Annotated in this window: 14 protein-coding genes and 1 pseudogene; 9 read left to right on the top strand and 6 right to left on the bottom strand. The window is 71.5% G+C overall.

Annotated features, from left to right (window positions below; genetic code table 11):
- Positions 1–337 precede the first annotated feature (337 nt).
- Entirely contained in the window at positions 338–811 is a 474-nt protein-coding gene (locus ACZ4O3_RS07100; RefSeq protein ID WP_362726583.1) for an ArsI/CadI family heavy metal resistance metalloenzyme, read from the top strand.
- Between the two features lie 310 nt (positions 812–1,121).
- On the opposite strand, the gene ACZ4O3_RS07095 is transcribed toward ACZ4O3_RS07100, so the two are convergent.
- Together ACZ4O3_RS07095 and ACZ4O3_RS07090 are read right to left on the bottom strand one after the other, a co-directional pair.
- The gene (locus ACZ4O3_RS07095; protein ID WP_362726580.1) at positions 1,122–2,204 is read right to left on the bottom strand and encodes a glycoside hydrolase family 25 protein; all 1,083 of its coding nucleotides are present in this window, start codon (positions 2,202–2,204) and stop codon (positions 1,122–1,124) included.
- On the bottom strand, positions 2,204–2,344 hold the full coding sequence (locus ACZ4O3_RS07090; RefSeq protein ID WP_362726577.1) for a hypothetical protein: 141 nt from the start codon (positions 2,342–2,344) through the stop codon (positions 2,204–2,206). The genes ACZ4O3_RS07095 and ACZ4O3_RS07090 overlap by 1 nt, the downstream gene beginning before the upstream one ends.
- A gap of 300 nt (positions 2,345–2,644) precedes the next feature.
- On the opposite strand from ACZ4O3_RS07090, the gene ACZ4O3_RS07085 reads away from it, so the two are divergent.
- The 5 genes from ACZ4O3_RS07085 to ACZ4O3_RS07065 all read left to right on the top strand — a co-directional run bounded on the left by ACZ4O3_RS07085 (position 2,645) and on the right by ACZ4O3_RS07065 (position 8,075).
- Positions 2,645–3,310, top strand: a complete 666-nt coding sequence (locus ACZ4O3_RS07085) for a hypothetical protein (protein WP_467721492.1) — start codon at positions 2,645–2,647, stop codon at positions 3,308–3,310.
- A gap of 206 nt (positions 3,311–3,516) precedes the next feature.
- Positions 3,517–4,725 (top strand): phospholipase D-like domain-containing protein, encoded by a 1,209-nt coding sequence (locus ACZ4O3_RS07080; RefSeq protein ID WP_467721491.1) that lies wholly within the window; start codon positions 3,517–3,519, stop codon positions 4,723–4,725.
- Positions 4,726–4,969: 244 nt separating this feature from the next.
- On the top strand, positions 4,970–6,559 hold the full coding sequence (locus ACZ4O3_RS07075) for a PP2C family protein-serine/threonine phosphatase (protein WP_467721663.1): 1,590 nt from the start codon (positions 4,970–4,972) through the stop codon (positions 6,557–6,559).
- Positions 6,556–7,659, top strand: coding sequence for a cobalamin B12-binding domain-containing protein (locus ACZ4O3_RS07070; RefSeq protein WP_362727702.1), 1,104 nt, complete (start codon positions 6,556–6,558; stop codon positions 7,657–7,659). Before ACZ4O3_RS07075 ends, ACZ4O3_RS07070 begins: the two co-directional genes overlap by 4 nt.
- A complete protein-coding gene (locus tag ACZ4O3_RS07065; RefSeq protein WP_362727704.1) occupies positions 7,656–8,075 on the top strand; it encodes an STAS domain-containing protein in 420 nt (139 codons plus the stop codon). The genes ACZ4O3_RS07070 and ACZ4O3_RS07065 overlap by 4 nt, the downstream gene beginning before the upstream one ends.
- Positions 8,076–8,177: 102 nt before the next feature.
- Here the strand turns inward: ACZ4O3_RS07065 and ACZ4O3_RS07060 are convergent, their stop codons facing one another.
- Together ACZ4O3_RS07060 and ACZ4O3_RS07055 are read right to left on the bottom strand one after the other, a co-directional pair.
- Complete coding sequence (locus ACZ4O3_RS07060; protein ID WP_467721490.1) at positions 8,178–9,908, bottom strand: ricin-type beta-trefoil lectin domain protein; 1,731 nt, start codon at positions 9,906–9,908, stop codon at positions 8,178–8,180.
- Between the two features lie 105 nt (positions 9,909–10,013).
- Positions 10,014–12,479 (bottom strand): RICIN domain-containing protein, encoded by a 2,466-nt coding sequence (locus ACZ4O3_RS07055; RefSeq protein ID WP_467721489.1) that lies wholly within the window; start codon positions 12,477–12,479, stop codon positions 10,014–10,016.
- Positions 12,480–13,746: 1,267 nt separating this feature from the next.
- Between ACZ4O3_RS07055 and ACZ4O3_RS07050 the strand changes: the two genes are divergently transcribed.
- Both ACZ4O3_RS07050 and ACZ4O3_RS07045 read left to right on the top strand, forming a co-directional pair.
- Positions 13,747–13,974 (top strand): hypothetical protein, encoded by a 228-nt coding sequence (locus ACZ4O3_RS07050; RefSeq protein ID WP_384994754.1) that lies wholly within the window; start codon positions 13,747–13,749, stop codon positions 13,972–13,974.
- 135 nt (positions 13,975–14,109) lie between these two features.
- Positions 14,110–14,268: a hypothetical protein gene (locus ACZ4O3_RS07045; RefSeq protein ID WP_467721488.1), complete on the top strand. Its 159-nt coding sequence runs from the start codon at positions 14,110–14,112 to the stop codon at positions 14,266–14,268.
- Here ACZ4O3_RS07045 and ACZ4O3_RS07040 read toward each other — a convergent pair.
- Positions 14,242–14,622: pseudogene (locus tag ACZ4O3_RS07040) on the bottom strand (pentapeptide repeat-containing protein); the annotation flags it as partial. The gene ACZ4O3_RS07045 and the pseudogene ACZ4O3_RS07040 overlap by 27 nt on opposite strands.
- On the opposite strand from ACZ4O3_RS07040, the gene ACZ4O3_RS07035 reads away from it, so the two are divergent.
- Positions 14,603–15,466 carry an LLM class flavin-dependent oxidoreductase gene (locus ACZ4O3_RS07035; protein ID WP_467721487.1) on the top strand — a complete coding sequence of 288 codons (864 nt, stop codon included), beginning with the start codon at positions 14,603–14,605 and terminating at the stop codon, positions 15,464–15,466. The pseudogene ACZ4O3_RS07040 and the gene ACZ4O3_RS07035 overlap by 20 nt on opposite strands.
- Positions 15,467–15,534: 68 nt before the next feature.
- Here ACZ4O3_RS07035 and ACZ4O3_RS07030 read toward each other — a convergent pair whose 3' ends face one another.
- A complete protein-coding gene (locus ACZ4O3_RS07030) occupies positions 15,535–19,008 on the bottom strand; it encodes a phosphodiester glycosidase family protein (protein ID WP_467721486.1) in 3,474 nt (1,157 codons plus the stop codon).
- Positions 19,009–19,084: the final 76 nt, after the last annotated feature.

Here is a 19,084-nt window from a genome sequence, read left to right as displayed (position 1 = left end):
CGGCATGTTCATGGTCCGGCCGTGGGGGCGGTCCCGTCGGCCGGGCCGCGGATGCGTTTCTCGATCCCGTCGCGGGCCGCCGTACGGCGTCTGCGCCCTGTCCGGCCGGATCCTGGAGCCCCAGTCGAGGTAGCGCCAGCCGCTCGAGGGTGGCGGACAGCGCCCAGCAGGAGGCCCAGGTGCCCGTCGCTCGCAGTCGATCAGACCGGCCGCCGTTCTCGTCCTTCTGTCCGAGAACCACAAGCTCTGGCTTCGACATGCGTCTATGTTGACAATCTTCTATCCAGGACGCAAGCTCGCATTGACAGACATCAATGCAAGCCGATGGGAGCCCGCCATGTCCCGCGCTCAGCTCGCCCTGCGTGTCAGCGACCTGGAGGCGTCGATCAGCTTCTACTCGAAGCTGTTCGGCACCGAACCGGCCAAGCGTCGCGAGGGATACGCCAACTTCGCCATCACCGAGCCCCCGCTCAAACTCGTCCTGATCGAGGGCGGCCCCGGCGAGGAGACCCGGCTCGACCACCTCGGCGTCGAGGTCGATTCCACCGACCAGGTCGGCGCCGCCACCACTCGGCTCACGGAGGCCGGCCTCGCCACCTTCGAGGAGAACGACACGTCCTGCTGCTACGCCCTCCAGGACAAGGTGTGGGTGCACGGCCCCGGCAAGGAGCCGTGGGAGGTCTACGTGGTCAAGGCCGACGCGGACACCCTCGGCAGGAGCGCCGGCCCGGCCGCGACGGGCGACGGCTGCTGCACCGGCCAGGACGCGGAGGAGACCGCGCCCACAGCCGGCGGATGTGCCTGCGGATAGCGAGCCGGACGGCCTGACCGGCCGGCCCAGGTCCGCCCGAGGGCTTCGCCCACCGGATACGCGGCGGCCGACTGCCCCCGGTCCCGTGGCTTGCCGGTGCCAGAACGCCTCTTCGTGGGCTTCGGGCCGGAAGCGGGCCGGTGCCCATGGCCCTCTCCGCGGATGAGGGGGTGGGGCTCCACGGCCTGCAACATGGTCCCGAGGTGGCTCCCTGGGACCTTTGGGCCCCCTGGACCGCGGACCTCGAAGGTTCTCTGACCGGTCTCGCTCCACCGGCCAGACCGACAGGCACCCCTGACAACGCCCCTTGTCAGGTCGTCGGCCAAAAGAGCGCGGTGAGGACCGCGGACCGCACCGTGACCGGGGTGCCACCGTTGTTGAAGAGACGGACACGCATGCCGCGGCCGGCCGCCAGGTGCTTGGTGAGCGGGGTGACATGGAAGGTGTCGCCGCGGGTGCCGACGGCCTCGTCGATCGGGTGGTCGGCGATGTGCCGCTCACCCTCGTACTCGGACATGCGGACCTGGACGGTCTCGCCCACCGGGAGTCCGTTGATGCGCAGGCTGACCGAGCCGGTGAACCGACAGGCGCCGCGCACGAACACGCTCCCGCCGGCGGCGTGCTCGTTCGCGGTGTCGTTCCACTCCGTGGTGAACTCGATCGAGTCCCAGGCGCCGGGCGCGAGTTCGTAGGGCTTGGCGATACCGAGGTTCACTTCGTCGGGCACGGGGTCCTCCTCGATGGTGCTCGCCGTCGTACCCGCGGCCCAGGCGCGCAGGGCGGCCTCGGAACGGTAGGCGATGGATCGGTCCAGCGGGGTGCTGGTGAACTGCCACAGCAGCGGCGTCCGCCCGGCCGGCCGGGGCTGTGCGGCGGTCTCGGCGCGCGGGTAGTCGGCGGCGCCCCAGGGATAGGCCGGGTACCACAACGGCAGGCCGTCGGGGACGTGACCGGCGGCGAGGTCGTCACCCGAGGTGTAGATCCCCACCCGCTGCTCGGGGAAGGCGGCCCGCACGGCCGCGGTCCAGGTCGTCACCCAGGCCCGGATCTGCGCGGCGGAACGGCCCGCGTAGTTGCGCCGGTCGGGATAGACCTCCAGATCGAGCCAGTGCGTGTACAGCGGCTGTACGGCCGCGTAGGGCCGGGCGGCGCCGATGTAGTTCGCCGCCTCGGCCTGTGGATCCTGGTTGGGCCAGGCGAAGTGATAGGAGCCCGGGAGGAGTTGGGCGGCGACGATACCGGAGATGTGCCGCGCGAAGCGGCTGTCGTGGCTGTGCTCGCCCTCGCTGGCCTTGGCGAAACCGAAGGCCACGCCGTCCCGTCTGTGCGCTGCCCAGTCCTGCGGGACCTGATGCTCGGAGACATCGATGCCGCGGCACGTGGACGGAGTCATCACACACCGCCTTCCGTCGCGCGGACGGCCTCGGACGGGACGGCGTCCGCCGCGGCCGCCCAGGCGCACCGGATGTGGTGACGGAGGGCGTCGCGGTCGGGCCGCGGGGCGCGGACGCAGATGGTTCGGGGCTTGGGCATGGTCGACTCCCTGTGCTCAGCCATGGATTGACCACGCTTACACCCTCTCGGGGGGAACACGCGGATAAGAGCACATTTGTGCCGCGATTGGATCTTGCGTTTCGGAGACCGCCCGGAAGTGGTCAGACCGTTGTCGAGTACGGTCGGTCGCGAGTCCAGCACCCGGTCACCAGGTGGCGGTAGGACCACCCCCCGTCCGGTGTTCAGGCCCAGCGACGAGCGTCGCCGAGAGCGACAAGGTGGATGTCGTCGGCAACGAGCCGACGGAGAACCCAGCAACGGACGCCCCGGGGGAGACCCATGAACGAAACCATCGCCAGGCGCCTGACAGGCCTCACGGGCATCGCCGCCGCGACCGCCTTCATCGTCGAAGTGCCCCTGTACTTCATCTACTCCGGCCCACCGCCGGACTCGAACGTCCTGGCCAGGCTGCTGATCGGAATCGTCGCACTGGCATTCCTGACCGTGTTCGTGACGGCCTTCCGCGAACTGGTCAAGCTCGTGAACCCCGGGTACGAGTGGGTCGGCACGATGGCCTTCGCCACCGGACTTGTCTACGCGACGATCACCCTGGTCTCCAGCGGTCTGGAAGCCGGCGCGGTCATCGCCGCCGACCACCCGATCGACCCGACCGTCGCGGTCAGCGGCACCTACATCCTCTACGGGGCGATCGGCCGCCTCATGCTCGCGCTCTTCTTGATCACGTTGGGCTACGGCGTGTGCCGTACCGGCCTGCTGCCACGGTGGACAGGCCGCTCGGCCTACGTCCTGGCCACGGCCAACCTGGTCTTCGTACCGTCCCTGTTCTTCGGCAACGACCCCGCACACTTCTACGCGGCGAACGGCTGGGGCACCACGGCCCTGATGGGCGCGATCCTCAGCTACTGGCTGCTCGCCGTGGGCATCTCCAGCTACCGCAGTGCCGCACTGCGTGCACCCGCCGGCCTGCCGGCCCTGCATCACTGACGCCGCCCGCGCAGGAGACCGACGCGGTGCCCGGCCCCCGGGCCGGGCACCGCAACCTACCCGGTCGCGCCCACGGGTGCGCCCCCGGTGCGTTCGCCCCGGCAGATGGCTGGAGTAGGGCCGGCCCGAACGGGCATCCGCTTGTTCGGGCTCGTGCCGAGGCCCGTGACATTCCGTTTTCCGGCCCAGTGGGGGGATCTGCCGTGATGGTCGACGACGTACCGGTGCCTTCGGCTCAGGACACCGCGCCCGGCGACACCGCGGCGCGCAAGCAGCGCCTGCGCCGCCGCCTGGAGCGGCTGATCGGCGTGGCCGCCACCGAAGGCAACGAACTCGTACGCCTGCGCAACGGTGATGAGATCTTCCCCGCCATGCTCGGGGCGATCCGTGCGGCTCAGTACACCATCGACCTGATGACGTTCGTGTACTGGCGGGGTGACATAGCTCACGACTTCGCCGTCGCGCTGGCCGAGCGCGCCCGCGCGGGGGTGCGCGTGCGTCTGCTGCTCGACGGTTTCGGCGCCAAGGAGATCGAGGGGCAGCTGCTCGACCTCATGAGCACGGCGGGCGTACAGGTGGCGTGGTTCCGCAAACCCGTGTGGCTGTCGCCGTTCAAGCAGAACCACCGCTGTCACCGCAAGGCCCTCATCGTCGACGAGCACACCGCCTTCACCGGCGGCGTCGGCATCGCGGAGGAATGGTGCGGCGACGCCCGCAACCCCGCCGAGTGGCGCGACACCCACGTCCAGGTGCGCGGCCCGGCCGTGGACGGTGTGGCGGCCGCGTTCGCGCAGAACTGGGCGGAGTGTCACGACGAGCTCTTCGACGACCGTGACCTCTTCGCGGAGCACCCGCAGACCGGTTCGTCGGTGGTGCAGGTCGTCCGCGGTTCCGCGAGTATCGGCTGGCAGGACATGCAGACCCTCATCCGGGTCATGCTCACCTCCGCCGAGGAACGCTTCCGGCTGGCCACCGCCTACTTCGCCCCGGACACCTACTTCATCGACCTGCTGTGCGAAACAGCGCGGCGCGGTGTGCGGGTCGAGATCCTGTTGCCCGGGCCGCACACCGACCAGCGTGCCTGTCAACTCGCCGGCCAGCAGCACTACACACGCCTCCTGCGGGCGGGAGTGCGCCTTCGTCAGTACCAGCCGACCATGATGCACGCCAAGATCATCACCGTGGACTCGGTGGCCTCCCTCATCGGATCCACCAACTTCAACCGAAGGTCCATGGACCATGACGAGGAGGTCATGCTCGCGGTCCTGGACGAGACGTTCACCACCGCGCTCGACCGCGACTACGACGCGGACGTGCTGCGCAGCGCGGAAGTCGACTTGACGCGATGGAGACGCCGGCCGGTGCTGCAACGCGCCAAGGAGGCCGCGGTCACCCCCTTCCGGCGCTTCCTGTGAGCCGCACCGCCGTGAATCCTGGCTGCCCGTCAGACGGTGTCGGCGGAGGGAGGCGCGCCCGCAGGACGGGGAGGGGCCGCTTGTCAGGGAGCGTCACGGTGGAGGATGGTTGCTTTAGAGCAATGTTTCCGTCGAGTAAGTGAGGTGAGGGATTCGCGCAGCGGGTCCTCGATATTTGGCTTCCACCCAAGCGCAGACCGCCCAAGCAGCTCAGGACTTCCCCTGGGGAAGTGCCCCGTACCCCGTGCTGGTCGCCGACCCCCGTGGCACGCTCGTGCAGCGCAACGACGTCGCCTCCTCCCTCCTGCCCCGGGCCGAGCCGGGGGCACGTCTGGCCGACGTGGCCCCGCCGTGGCTCGCCGCGGCCCATCACGCGCTGTCCTCCCCCGGCCCGCGCACGGAGCCTGACCTCGCCGCCCCGCAGCCGCCGACCGGTGCGATCGACGGCCGTCACTTCGAGGCCCATCCCACTGTCCGTACCGACGGCACGGTGGCCTGGTGGCTGGTGGACGACACCGATCACCAGCTGGCCCGGGAGGCCCTGCGCGTGGAGCGGGAGCGCACGGCGTTCCTGGCGAAGGCGTCCAACACCCTGCTCTCCTCCCTCAATCTGGGGCGCTGCATGGACGTGACCGCCCAGTTGGCCGCCGAGAGCCTCGCGGACGCCGCACTGGCCATCGCGCCCTCGCGCGGCAGCCGACTGCCGGTGGTGACATGCCTGCGCGGCGGCACCCCCACCCAGACCCACGAGATGGTCGACCCCGACGAGGTGCCCGGTCTGGGCGAGGCACTGCGCGGGTTCCCGCCGGTCCCCTCCCGGTGGATCGACCCTGCCACGGCCCCGGCCTGGATGGTGCCGGAGGGATTCGGTGCGGTCGGCTCGATAGTGATCACGCCGCTGCCCGGCCACGGCGTGCCGGCCGGCGCTCTGGTGCTGCTGCGGAAGGCGAGGACCGCCGCCTTCACCGAGGAGGAGGAGGTCTTCGCCCGGCTCTTCGCCGCCCGCTCCGGCGCGGCGATGTCGGCGGCCCGCCTGTACGCCGAGCAGACGGCGATCACCGAGGTGCTGATGCAGGAACTCCTGCCGCCCGCCTTGCACCAGATCTCCGGGGTCGACTTCGCCGGCCGCTACCGCCCCTCGGCGGACGAGGAACGCATCGGCGGCGACTTCTACGACGTCCACCCCGCCGCCGTCGAGGGCGAGCCGTCCCTGGTGACGCTCGGGGACGTGTGCGGCAAGGGCCTGGAGGCCGCCGTCCTCACGGGCAAGATCCGCAATACGCTGCACGCGCTGCTGCCGCTGGCGGACGATCACCAGCGGATGCTGAACCTGCTGAACACCGCGCTGCTGAACTCCCAGCACACCCGGTTCGCGACCCTGGTGCTGGCCTCCGCGGCCCGCCGGGGCAGCGCGGTGGACGTGAAGGTGACCAGCGGCGGACACCCGGCTCCGCTGATCATCCGCAGGGACGGCACGGTGGAGGAGGTGGACACCCGCGGCACCCTGGTCGGCGCCGTACCCCACGTCCATGCCCGCACCGCCACGGTCGCTCTCGCCGCCGGTGAGTCCTGCGTGCTGTACACCGACGGGATCACCGAGGCGAAGGGGGGCCCGATGGGCGACACCCTGTTCGGCGAGGAGCGTCTCAAGCAGGCCCTGGCCGGATGCGCGGGCATGCCCTCGGAGGGCATCGCGGAGCACGTACAGATGCTGGCCGCGCAGTGGCTGGGCGACCGCCGTCACGACGACATGGCCGTCGTCGTCATCTCCGCCCCGCGCAGCCATCATCTGAGTGCGGTGAACGGGCACACCCGGGGCAGATTCACTGGATGAGCACCCGCACCGACGCCCCGCCCCGTTCCCCCGACAACGCCCGTCTCAAGCTGCTCGCCGAGCAGCTGTGGAGCACCGTCTCCGCCCGGGACGAGTACTCCGCCACCGAGGTCGTCACCCGCGCCCTGGAGGAGGGCGTCGACGCGGAGAGCGTGCTGCTGGACGTCATAGCCGTCGTGCAGGGGCAGGTGGGCGAGGAGTGGGCGGCCAACCGGATCAGCGTCGCGCAGGAGCACGCCGCGACCGCCATCAACGAACGGGCCGTCGCGGCGCTCGCGGCGCATCCCGTCGCCCGCACCTCACCCTCCCGGGGCCGGATCACGGTGGCCTGCGTCGACGGGGAGTGGCACGCGCTGCCCGCCCGTCTGCTGGCGGAGGTCCTGAGGCTGCGCGGCTGGCAGGTCGACTACCTAGGCGCCCAGGTCCCCACCCCGCACCTCATCTCCCACCTGCACACCACGCGGGCCGACGCGGTCGCCCTGTCCAGCTCGATCGCCACCCGTCTGCCGGCCGCTCACGCGGCGATCACCGCCTGCCAGGCCATCGGTGTTCCGGTCCTGGTCGGCGGTGCCGCCTTCGGCTCCGACGGCCGGTACGCCCGCTTGCTGGGTGCCGACGCGTGGGCCCCCGACGCCCGCTCCGCGACCGACCGCCTCGCGCGCGGCCCGCTGCCGCGCCCGCAGTTCGACCACCAGCCGGTGGACGACCTGCCGCACCTGGCCGACCAGGAGTACACGATGGTCGTCCGGAGCAGGGACACCCTGGTGCGGACCGTCTTCACCGCCCTGGAAGACGCGTTCCCCGCCATGCGCGCCTACGACGAGACGCAGCGCGAACGCACCGCGGAGGACCTCGCGCACATCGTGGAGTTCCTCGCCACCGCCCTCTACCTGGGCGACGAGACCGTCTTCGGCTCGTTCCTCACCTGGACCGCCCGGATCCTCGTCGCCCGCGGAGTGCCCGCGCAGTCCCTGCCGCCGGCGCTCGCCCTGCTCGCCCGTGAGCTGAAGGACTTCCCGCGGGCCGTCCGCATCCTCGAACTGGGCACCGAAGCCCTCACCACGACCGATCACATCACCGCCGCCGGGAACCACGTATGACCACGATGCCGATGCCTTCCAACCACCTGCGCCTGACCACGGCCGGCGCTCAGGACGAAGTCCGCATAGAGATCGACGGAGACCTCGACTTCGACAATGCCGGGCTGCTCCGGGACGAAGCCACTCGCCTGCTCACCGGCCGCCCCGGCGTGAAGCACCTGAGGCTGCACTGCGCGGGGCTCGGTACCATCGACTCCACCGGCCTGTCCGTCCTGCTGATGATCCATCGCAGGACCACGGCCGCGGGGGTGCGACTGCACCTGGAGGACCGGCCCGCGAACCTGGAACGCCTCCTCGACATCACCGGCACGCTCGACCTCCTCACCGCGCCGCCTCCCACCGGTACTCCGCAGGCCTCCGCGTACGAGGAGAACGTGGCCACGGCGCGCCCCGCCGGACCGGAAAGCTCCCTCTGACGTCCGCCGCCGGGCCGCCGGGTGCGGACATCCGCCGGCGACCGAGAAAGGGGCCCCACCCGTTGAGGTGAAGCCCCCCGACTGACCTGGCCTCGGTTCCGCTCAGGCCAGGGCGAACTTCTGGGCGCCGGAGCCGTTGCAGTCCCATATCTGCAGCCGCGTGCCGTTCGCCGTGGCACCCGAGGGCGAGTCGACGCACCGGCCGGTGGTCGGGTTGGACATCGAGCCGTCGGCGTTGGCGACCCAGTTCTGGTAGCCGCCGCCGTTGCAGGTGGCCAACTGGAGCTTCGTGCCGTTCGCGTTGACGCCGCCGGCGATGTCCAGGCACTTGCCGAGGGTGCGCAGGGTCTGGCCGCTCCAGGTCCACTTCTGGTCGAGGGAGGTCGCCTGCTGGCAGTCCCAGAGCTGGACCGCGGTGCCGTCGCCACCGGTGTCGTCACCGGACACGTCCACGCACTTGCCACCGGGCCCGTAGACCGGGGTACCGATGGCGAACTGCTGGGCGCCGGAGCCGTTGCAGTCCCATATCTGCAGCCGGGTCCCGTTCGCGGTGCCACCCGAGGGCGAGTCGACGCACCGGCCGCTGGTCGGGTTCCGCAGTGAACCGTCGGTCTGCCGCACCCAGTTCTGGTAGCCGCCGCTGTTGCACGTGGCGAGCTGCAGCTTCGTACCGCCGGCGCTGTCGCCGCCCGCGATGTCCAGGCACTTGCCGAGGGTCTGCAGGGTCTGGCCGCTCCAGGTCCAGTGCTGGTCCCGGGCCGCCGACTGGCAGTCCCACAGCTGGACCGCGGTGCCGTCGCCACCCGTGTCGTCACCGGACACGTCCACGCACTTGCCACCCGGACCCGTGATCGTCTGGCCCGTCACCGACCCGCCGCCACCGCCTCCGGAACCGGGCCCCTTGTTGTACACGGCCACCGAGTCGACGACCAGCTTGCCGCCGGAGACCGTGGCCGCGTTCGGGCCGCCGCCGAAGGCGTCGGGGAACCCGCCCCCGATCGCCAGGTCGTAGATGATGAAGAACGGGTGGTCGATCGCGTCGGCCCAGGTCGTCGCGTCCACCTGGTTTGCGTTGACGCTGAAGAAGTTGTTCCCGTCGAGGTAGAACCGGATCTGCTCCGGCGCCACCGAACGGTCGATCTCCACCGCGTAGTCGTGGAAGCCGGTCTGGCAGCCCGCGCAGGCGCCCTCACCCGAACCGATACCGGTCGACTCGTTGCACGGCCCGCCCGGGTTCACGCCGCAGTGGATGGTGCTGAAGTCGGAGCTGCGGCCGTTGATGTCCTCCATGATGTCGATCTCGCCGGACTTCGGCCAGGTCACTCCGTCACGCAGTGGTGCGCCGAGCATCCAGAACGCCGGCCAGTAACCCGCGCCGTTGGAGGTGTTGAGGTTGGGCTGTTGCAGCACGGACTCGATGCGGACGACTCCGCCGGCCGGGGCGCCGAAGGACGCCGACTGGGTCTCCACGCGCCCCGAGGTCCATCCGCTGCGTGCGTCGGAACCGGAGTGCAGGGCCTGGAGGACCAGATGGCCCTGACCGTCGTAGTAGACGTTCGAGGTGCTGTTGGTCATGGTCTCGATCTCACCGGTGCCGAAACTGCTCCCCGGTCCGGTGTCGTACTTCCACAGGCTCTGGTCGATTCCGGTGCCGGACGCGCCGCTGAAGTCGTCGCTCCAGGTGAGCGAGAAGCCAGACGGCGTCGGGGGCACCGCCGCCTGTGCGTCGAGCGTCGCGGTGACGGTGGCCGCCACCGTCAGCGCGACGACCGGAACCAGACTGAGGGTTCTTCTCCATCTGCCGCGCAGCGGCCTCGGGACGTTCGATCGCATGTACCTGACCTCCGAGTGAGAGAGGGTGAGGACGGCGAACAGGGCCTGTGACAGCACGACGGGCCGGCCCTGGTGCCGTGGGTCTGCCGTGGGTTCTCCGTGGCCCTACCCGAACTGCCAGAGATGGTCGGCGGTGCCGTTGTCGTCGAACTGCACCACGTGCGCACTGTTCGCGGTCGACATCAGATCGACGCCCATGACCTTGCCGGAGTTCTGGTTACGGATGCGGTACCAGCCGTCACCGTTGTCCACCAACTGCCAGAGATGGTCCGCGGTGCCGTTGTCGTCGAACTGCACCACGTGCGCACTGTTCGCGGTCGACATCAGATCGACGCCCATGACCTTGCCGGAGTTCTGGTTACGGATGCGGTACCAGCCGTCACCGTTGTCCACCAACTGCCAGAGATGGTCCGCGGTGCCGTTGTCGTCGAACTGCACCACGTGCGCACTGTTCGCGGTCGACATCAGATCGACGCCGAGGACCTTCCCGGAGTTCTTGTTGCGGATCAGCCGGTACTCGGCGACCGGCTGCCACGGGTGGCCGGTCGGTGAGGCGGTGGGGAACGCGGAGATCCGCAGCCGGGCGGCGCCCATCGGAATCAGCGTCACGGTCTCGACGGCGGCGGTGCTGCGCGCCGGCGAGTCCTGCACCGGGGCGACCACGTGCTGGCCGTCCGCCTGCCATTCGCCGATCTTCCGTGCGGGTGCGGTGATCCGTACCGGCGTCGTGTCACGGCTGAAGGGGTCGGCGGGAAGCGCGCCGCCGCTGCGACTGAACGTCCAGGTCCCGTCGTCCGGGGCGAGGCCGTAGTTCCACGCCGTGGTCGCGTGCACCTCGTACTCGGGGAACTGGGAGGTGCCGCCGTACTGGACGTAGTTCTCGCCGATGCTCAGCGAGTAGGTGAGCGGTCCCCGGTCGACCGCGGTGACTCCGTGGTTGCCGGTCCAGGTGCGCAGCACCGTCGACTGCGGGAAGCGCAGTGTCACGGTGTCGCCGCTGTTCCAGGTGCGCCGGACCACGCTCCAGGACGGGCCTGCCGACGCGGAGGCGGCGGCGCCGGCGACGGTGAGCTGCGGGGATCCGCACCAGCCGGGGATGCGGAGGTACAGCGGGAAGGCGAGCGGTTCCGGCGTGGAGACGGTCAGGGTGACCGTGTCGCCGAACGGGTAGTCGGTGGTCTCGGTGATGGTCACCGCGGTGCCGTCGGCCACCTTCGCGGTGACCTGGCCGGGTGCGTACATCGCTGCCGCCAGTCCCTTGTCGGGGGTGGCGAGCCACAGCTCCTCGGTGAAGTAGGGCCAGCCCATTCCGTAGTTGTGCGGGCAGCAGCGGTACTGGTCGACGCCGGGCATGAACGCCTGCATGGCGAAGTTGTTCTGGAACTGCCCCTGGGTCTTGGCGGTGTCGTCGAGGTCGACGCTGTTGGCGCCGGTGATGTAGTGGATGCTCTTTCCGGACGGATCGAGTGCCGCGGGCAGCGAGTTGAAGGCGAGGTCCTCGCAGCGGTCCCCCCAGACCGGGTCGCCGGTGATCCGGGTCAGCAGCTGGTGGCTGACCATGAACTCCACGATGCCGCAGGTCTCGAAGCCCTGCCGGGGGTCACCGAATCCGGGCCGCGCGTTCTCGTCGCCGGCGAATCCCCCGCCCGGGAACTGGCCGTAGGAGGTCATGACCGAGGTGTAGTTCTGGTACGCGGCCTGGGTGAGCGCGGTGGACGGCGAGCGCAGCGCGTACTGGGCGGGCTCGCGGAATCCCTGCGCGATGTTGACGTTGTGCAGCGACGGGAGGTTGTCGACCCAGTCGGCTCCGTTGGTGTGGATCTTGTCGGCGAGGGAGAGCAGGAACGAGTCGCCGGTGCGGTTGTAGAGCCAGAAGACGCTGTCCAGTCCGTCGCCCCAGCGCACCGACACCCAGCTCTGGTTGAACGCGGAGGGGCCCTGCGCGTTCATGAAGCGGAACAAGCCGGTGAGCAGGGGGACGATCCGGCTGTCCCCGCTGTACTCCTGCCAGTTGCGCAGCGCCCAGGTGAGCGGCAGGAAAGGCCAGAAGTCCGGGCCTCCGCCGAGCGAGGTGCGCAGGGCTGTCGGACCGAACCAGCCGTCGGACCGGCGGGTGGCCACGATCGCGTCGATCCATTGGCGGACGGCGGCCAGCGCGGTGGGGTCCTTGGTGAGGATCGCCAGGTCCACGTAACCGCGCAGCCAGTACGGGACTTCCTCCCAGCCGGTGTGCTCGGGGTGCACCCAGCCGGATTCGGACATCACCAGGAAGTGCGAGATCGCGGCGTACTGGCCGCACAGTCCGGCGAGTTGCTGACGCAGCCGGGCGTCGAGCCAGCCGCGCGCGGTGACCGCGCCGGGCGGCAGCCGCAGGAAGGCGGTGGGGGAGAGCGGCGCGGCGTTGGGCGAGTAGAGCCCGCCGGACGCGGGTGCCACGCGTGACGACGTCGTGGCGTCTGCGCTGCGAGTGCCGCTCGCCGCCTGCGCGGGGCCGGCCATGGAGAGCGGGAGTCCGCTCGCCCCGGCCGCGGTGAGCGCGCTGGCGACGAAGTGTCTGCGGTTCAGGGGCATGGGGGAGCCTCCTGGCACGGTCCGGGACGTGAGGGGGCCAGGGCCCGCGCGTTCAGCACCGGGGCGCCTGGGGCATTTCAACGTTGGAAAGCAGAGAACCAACGGGCATGAGAGCACGGACCGGGGGCCGTGTCCAGAGGTTGCGCGGGATCGGGGCAGTCCGGCACCGGCGAGTCAACTCCGGTTCGGCTGGCCTGATTTCCTCTCCGAACGCGCGGTACGGCTCTGCTGACGGCCGGTGCGGACGACAGCGCCGGGTGCCTGGCGGGAACGGACGACAGCGCCGGGTGCTGGCGGGAACGGGAGGTACAGCTGTCCGGGGCCGGACGGGCCCGCCGGTCGATCTCGTACCCGTCGGCCTCGTAGGCGGCCGTCGTGCGGTGGCCGGGTGGGGTCGCGGTGCGTGTGGCACCGGCGCCCGCACCGCGCGCGCGGCGGCCACGAGGGGGGGTTCACGGTCGTCTCCGCGCGTGCCGTGCCAGGCCAGGAGGCCGGCACCGACGGCCACAGCCAGGGCTTGCGGCGGCCCGGCCCCGGCTTGAGACCGTCGGCGATCGAATAGACAGTAAGAACCATGAACCGGCACCGACAACCATCGCGGCGCGCTCCGTGGATCGCGGGCGGAGCGGCCGTGGTCGCCGTGGGGGCCGGTTTGGCGACCTGGGCGCTGGTGTCGTCCGACAACGGTGGCAGCACCCCCCACGCGACGTCGTCACCCTCGGTGACGGCGTCCATATCGGTGCCGGTGCCGCCGTCGACGCCGAGTCCGTCCCCGTCTCCTTCGCCGCGGCCGTCGGCCCCGAGTTCACCGGCCTCGGCGACGCCGAGGCCGGCACACCCCCCGGCGCCCAGGCCGACCCGGACCGTACCGCCGGTGCCGAGCGTCACCCGGCCGGCGCCCCACCGAACGGTCCCGGCTCCCCCGCCGCCGGTACACACGCCGCCGACGAAGCCGGCGCCTCCCCACACGACGACGCCCAGACCGCCGGTGACCCCACCCGGACCCACCTCACCCCTGCCGACTCCACCCTCGGCGACCCCACCCCTGCCGACTCCACCCTCGGCGACCCCACCCCTGCCGACTCCACCTCGCCCGACCGCGCCTCGCCCGACCGCGCCCCTCCCGACCGCGCCCCTCCCGACCGCGCCCCTCCCGACCGCGCCCCGGCCCTCGCTGCTCCCCACGACGGCGCGGCCTTCGCTGCCGCCCACGACGGCGCGGCCCAGCCCGCCTCCGGTCACCTCGCGGCCCTCGCGGACACCGGTCGTGCCCAGGACCCCGGCCCCGACGACCACCGGCAATGCGCCGGGAACGACCACCTGGATCACGTCGTCGGAGGCGGTGGCCGCCGCCAAGCGGATGGCGGCGGCCCAGACGGTCGGCGACCCGGTCTGTTCGCTGTCGGCCGTGGGCCAGCCGAACCCGAACCTCGTGCCGCAGGGCCGGCGTATCGGCATCGGGCACTACGGCGACTACTGGTGCCTGATCTGGTAGCCCGCCACGGGCACAGCCACGTCTGGGTATACGTTCACACGACTGGGCTATCGGGCACCGGCCTGTCGCATTCCGCCCGCTGTCCCCTGATCGGCCGAACGCCGTCGGCAGGCTGCCAACCGATGACGTCGAGCGTTGGAGGTCGCACAGGACCGCTCCCTCGAGACGGGCTCCGGTGAGGCCGTGTGGTGGCGTGCCGGTGGCGACTCGGCCGAGGACAGCGCCCGTGAGAAACGCACCGCGCAGATCCGCGTCGCGGAGATCGCAGCCGGCGAGGTGCGCTCCCCGCAGTGAGGCTCCGCGCAGGTCAGCACGGATCAGATCGCAGAACTTGAACCAGCAGCCGTCCAAGTCGGCGTGGCGCAGGTCGGCCTCCGCGAACGAGCACCTGGTGCATCGCAGCTGCGAGGTCCTCGCCGCTCTGGGCTGAGCAGCGCTGAAGTACGGCGAGTTGTTGTCGGAGGGTGGGGGATGCGGCCAGGAACGCCAGCGTGCGGGCCGAGCCGGAAGCAGACTCGCGAATGGCCTGGGCCGTCCCGGTCGGGGCCATGCCCTGCTCCTCCTCTCGCTCGACGGCTCCCAGTTGAATCCGGTTGCCGCTCCGTGGCCGGGTGCGCATTCTGCTGGGATGCGCTTCTCCGTCAACATCCCGAACTTCGGTGACTTCGCCGACCCCCGTAACGTCGCCACCCTCGCGGCCGTCGCCGAACAGGCGGGCTGGGACGGGCTCTTCGTCTGGGACCACGTGCTGCACCGACACCACCAGGGGCGTCCCTTCGCGGACCCCTGGATGCTGCTGACCGCGGCCGCGCTGGCCACCTCCCGCATCCGGCTCGGCACCCTGCTCACACCGGTCCCCCGCTACCGGCTTCAGCAACTGGCCCGCCAGGTAACCACCCTGGACCACCTCAGCGGCGGGCGGGTGATCTTCGCTGCCGGTCTGGGCGGCCCGATCGAAGACGAGTACCGCAGCTTCGGCGACACCGCCGAACCACGTCTGCTCGGCGAACGGCTGGACGAGGGACTCGACCTGCTCGGCCGCTTCTGGTCCGGCGAGGCGGTGAACCACCACGGCCGGCACTACGAGGTCCGGGACGTGACACTGCTGCCCGCCACCGTGCAACGGCCCGCGCCGCCGGTGTGGATCGGGGGGTTCTGGCCGCGTCGCGCACCGATGCGACGAGCAGCGCGGTGGGACGGCGCGGTACCGCTCTTCGAGACAGCCCGGCACGGTCACGTCCCGGACACGGCGGAAGTACGCGATCTGGTCGGCTATGTTCGCAAGCACCGTACGACCGGGGCCGAGCGCCCCTTCGAGATCGTGCTCGGCGGAGCCACTCCCCCGGACACGGCGAAGGCGAGGGACGTGGTCGGTCCCCTGCACGACGCCGGTGCCACCTGGTGGGACGAACGACAGGTCCAGACCGGCCCGGACCTGGACCGCCTCCCTCCGGTGCTGCACCGGGTCGAGGCCGGTCCACCGGTGCTCTGAACCGCCGGTCGAGTTGGCGTGCCGCGTGGCCGGGAGACGGCCGGTGCGGTCGTCTCCCGGCCTGGCGGTCAGCCGAGGGTGACGGTCGCCGAGGCGGTCAGTCCGCCGGCGGTCACCTTGACGGTGACCTCGCCGGCGCGGACCGCCGTGAGTGTTCCGGCCTCGGGGTCGAGCAGGGCGCGGGTGTGCGAGCTCCGGCCGAGGTCCTTCGCCTCGGACGGCGACCGCACGACGGCGACCCCGTCGCTGCCCTCCCAGGTGACGCTCGCCGGGAACCGCAGCGGGAACCGCAGTCCGAACTCGCCGGTGATGCCCGTCGCGGCGAGGCCGCCCTTGGCGCCCACGGCGATCCGCGGCGGTGCCGACAGCTCGATGCCGTCGATCAGCGGCACGCTCTCGGCCTGGAGCCACTGCCGGGTCTGCGGGCTGGGCTCACCGGCCCTGACCCGGGCCGGCCGCGGGTCGACGGCGACGTGCATCCACCCGAAGAAGCCGCCCTGGTCGGGCGAGCTGTAGGGGGTCTTGCCGACGGCCGGGGTGTTGACCTCCAGCACGCCGTCGGTGCGGGTGACGGCCGCCATGTGCGCGTGGCCGGTGAACAGGGCGATCGGCTTGCCGGACTTCTCGCGGAAATCGGCGAGCCAGCGCTGGAGCAGTGCGGCCTCCAACTGGTCGGAGAGCTGCGAGGCGCCGGTTCCGGTCGGGTCGTGCAGCGGGTGGTGGAAGGAGAGCACGACGCCCGTCACCGTGCGGTCGGTGGCCGCCTTCTCCAACTCGGCCCGCAGGAGCGGCACCTGGTCCCAGTCCGAGGTGCGCATGTCGCCGGTGTGGGAGTCGAGCAGGATGAAGCGGGTGCCCTTGTGGTCGAGGATCTGCTTGTTGGGGCGGCCGGTCGCGGCGAGGAACGCGTCGAGTCCGCCGGTCGCCGACAGGCCCGCCTCGTGGTTGCCCGGCGTCCAGTACACCGGCAGGCCGGCCGGTACGTGGTCGTGCAGGAGGCCGTTGGCCAGGTCGAAGTCGGCGGGGTTGTTGTTGTCGACGAAGTCGCCGTTGACGAGGATGAAGTCGGGCCTGCTGTCGACCGCCTGCTTCAGCGCGATCGCGGCCTGCCGTCCGGAGAAGGAGTTCAGGCCCGCGGCGGCGCTGACGTGCAGGTCGGACAGGACCGCGAAGGTCCAGCGGTGGTCTGGCAGCCCGCCCGGTCCGACCACGTACGGGTCGGCCGTCGGCCGCTCGGAGTTGTCCGGCTGCTGTCCGACCTGCGCGGCGAGTCCGTCGAAGTCGAGCTGACCGGCGTTCTTGTTGGTCTGCGAGGTCTCGGCGATGTAGACGCGCAGCAGGGTCAGCGGCTCGGAGTAGCCGGCGGGTATGTCGCCGACGACGCGGCGCCAGCCGGTCCAGTCCACGACCGTGGTGAACGTGAACGGCACGTTCGTGGTGCCCTGCGAGGAGATCATGGCGCGCAGCCAGTGGTTGCGTCCGTCGCCGTTGACCCACAGGGCCAGCCGCCGGGTTCCGGCGGGCAGTGTGACCGGGCCGGCGCCTGCCACCGCGTAGGCCGCGGAGGTGCTGGTCTGACCGGTGAAGTCGTAGGTGAGCCGCAGGGCGTGGTTGTCCGCGGCGGCGCCGGGGCGGTCCGCGGCGGGGACGAACCCGACGGACGCGGTGCCCTTGGCGGCCAGGGCCGTCCACTTCTCGTCCGGCTCGAACTCGGCCAGGGACACGTCGAGCAGGCCGACCGTCACCGGGAGCCTGGCCGTCACTCCCTGCGCGGTGGCGGTGATGTTCGCGGCCCGTCCGCCGGCGTCCGCGTCGCCGGTGATCTGCAGGCTGCCGTCGGTGCCGGCCTTCACGGTGAGCAGGGTCTCGTCGTAGTCGAGTTCGACGTCGCGCGGCGCGACCGGGGCGTCGAACCCGTCGGCGTCGTAGCCGGTGAGGTGGACGCGCGCGGTGGCCCCGGGGTCGATGGTGACCGCGCGCTGGGTGAACGCGAGCCGGTGCAGGTCGCCCAGCACACGCACCTCGTAGCGGCCCTCGCTGGAACCGCTGCGGGCGCGCAGCGTGCCCGCGCCGGGACGGCCGGCGCGGAAGATTCCGTCGCGCACCTTGCCCAGCGGGCCGGGGTGGGTGCTCCACCTGACCGAGTCGTGGTGCAGGGGGACGGGCGCCCAGGTCTCGTCGTAGCCGGCGGCCGCGAGGTCGAGCGTGAGCCCGGTGATCACCCGGTCGGCCTGCGGGCGTACGTCGATGCCGCGCAGCCGGCCCGATCCCTCGGGGCCGAACAGGCCGACGCCGTTGGGCACCGGCCGCTCGTTGCCGTCGGAGGGGGTGTTGACGACGCTGACGGCGGCGTCACCCGGGTGCCGGGCGACGATCTCGGTCGAGCCGCCGCCGTCGAGCATGAACGCCTCGGTGGCGCCGAGGCGCACCAGGAGTTCGGCCATGTCGTCGAAGCCGAGGCCGGCGGAGAAGTTGGCCGATCCGTCGACGGCGACCAGCAGCAGCCGGTGTCCGCCGTCCAGCCAGGCGACGGCGGTCCGGGGCTTGAGGGCGTCGTTGCCGGTGTCGGGCGGGAAGTCGACGGCCGCGCCGCTCTTGACGAGCACGGCGCCGCTGCCGAGCGCCATGGTGAGGGCGGTGGGCGCGTCGGTCTGCGGGGCGAACGCCACGGAGACGGTGTCGCCGGGCTTGGCGGAGGCCAGTTGGGCGGCGGCGGCGCCCCGGCCCAGGACGATCAGGCCGTCCTCTGGCACCGGGGTGGCGGTGATCTGGTTGCTGACCGTGGCCACCGTGCCGCCCCTGACGACGAGTTCGGTGAACGGCCCGGCGTCCTGGATGAGCGTGCGGTCCGCGGTGCCCCAGAGCGGGGTGTGAACGGCGATGCCGTCGGCGGGCACGGAGGCGGAGTTGAGGGCGGCGAGCGGCCGCTCGGTGCCGGCGACGGTGACCGAGCCGGCGAGGACGAGGTCGGCGAGGCGCGCGATCCGGTCGGCGCCGATGGCCGCGACCGTCGCGTGCTGGCCGGTGCCCTTTCGCAGGTGCCCGCCCTGGATCTCCGGGCCCTCGGCCGCGAAGGTCTCGGTGATGTCGAAGTAGTCGCCGTTCACGGCGGCGACGGCGTGCTGGGCGTCCGTGGTCCGCGTGAGGGGGCGTGCCTCGCTCACCTTGTCGGCGATCAGGTCGACCCCGACGGACTCGTTGCCCAGGTCGGCGTTGAGGACGTGCACCCGGGTCCAGCCGGTACGGCCGAAGGTGTCGAAGGAGGTGAGCACGATCCCGGGCGCCACCGGACGGTCCACCCGGCCCGCGACGACCGACTCGCCGTCCACGGTGAGCTGGTACTGAGGCACGGGGAAGGCGGGGAAGTGCGAGGGCGCGGCGGCCGGGGTGCCGGGCACGCTGCCGGGCCGCCCGGGTCCGGTCCGCGGGCTCACGGAGGCGGTCGCGGTGCCGCCGGTGGCCGCGAGGCCCGCGGCCACCGCGCCGACGATGAGCCCGCGGCGGGAGAGCCCCGCTACGCCGTTGTGCTGGTGGTCGTTCATGGGGCGCGACGATAGGGGTCTGGACCTCATGGAGATGAACGACCAGATGAACGTCAAGGTGAACGCGGGTTTCCGA

This window comes from Streptomyces sp. NPDC026515 (genome assembly GCF_055567595.1).
Note: the sequence above shows the minus strand (reverse complement) of the source record. Positions and strands in the feature narration are given on the sequence as shown.

What these genes read in the sequence shown, in the direction of transcription:
- ACZ4O3_RS07100 (WP_362726583.1), top strand. Translation starts at nt 338, where the DNA reads ATGTCCCGCGCTCAGCTCGCCCTGCGTGTCAGCGACCTGGAGGCGTCG.
- ACZ4O3_RS07095 (WP_362726580.1), bottom strand. Translation starts at nt 2,204, where the DNA reads ATGACTCCGTCCACGTGCCGCGGCATCGATGTCTCCGAGCATCAGGTC.
- ACZ4O3_RS07090 (WP_362726577.1), bottom strand. Translation starts at nt 2,344, where the DNA reads ATGCCCAAGCCCCGAACCATCTGCGTCCGCGCCCCGCGGCCCGACCGC.
- ACZ4O3_RS07085 (WP_467721492.1), top strand. Translation starts at nt 2,645, where the DNA reads ATGAACGAAACCATCGCCAGGCGCCTGACAGGCCTCACGGGCATCGCC.
- ACZ4O3_RS07080 (WP_467721491.1), top strand. Translation starts at nt 3,517, where the DNA reads ATGGTCGACGACGTACCGGTGCCTTCGGCTCAGGACACCGCGCCCGGC.
- ACZ4O3_RS07070 (WP_362727702.1), top strand. Translation starts at nt 6,556, where the DNA reads ATGAGCACCCGCACCGACGCCCCGCCCCGTTCCCCCGACAACGCCCGT.
- ACZ4O3_RS07065 (WP_362727704.1), top strand. Translation starts at nt 7,656, where the DNA reads ATGACCACGATGCCGATGCCTTCCAACCACCTGCGCCTGACCACGGCC.
- ACZ4O3_RS07060 (WP_467721490.1), bottom strand. Translation starts at nt 9,908, where the DNA reads ATGCGATCGAACGTCCCGAGGCCGCTGCGCGGCAGATGGAGAAGAACC.
- ACZ4O3_RS07055 (WP_467721489.1), bottom strand. Translation starts at nt 12,479, where the DNA reads ATGCCCCTGAACCGCAGACACTTCGTCGCCAGCGCGCTCACCGCGGCC.
- ACZ4O3_RS07035 (WP_467721487.1), top strand. Translation starts at nt 14,603, where the DNA reads ATGCGCTTCTCCGTCAACATCCCGAACTTCGGTGACTTCGCCGACCCC.
- ACZ4O3_RS07030 (WP_467721486.1), bottom strand. Translation starts at nt 19,008, where the DNA reads ATGAACGACCACCAGCACAACGGCGTAGCGGGGCTCTCCCGCCGCGGG.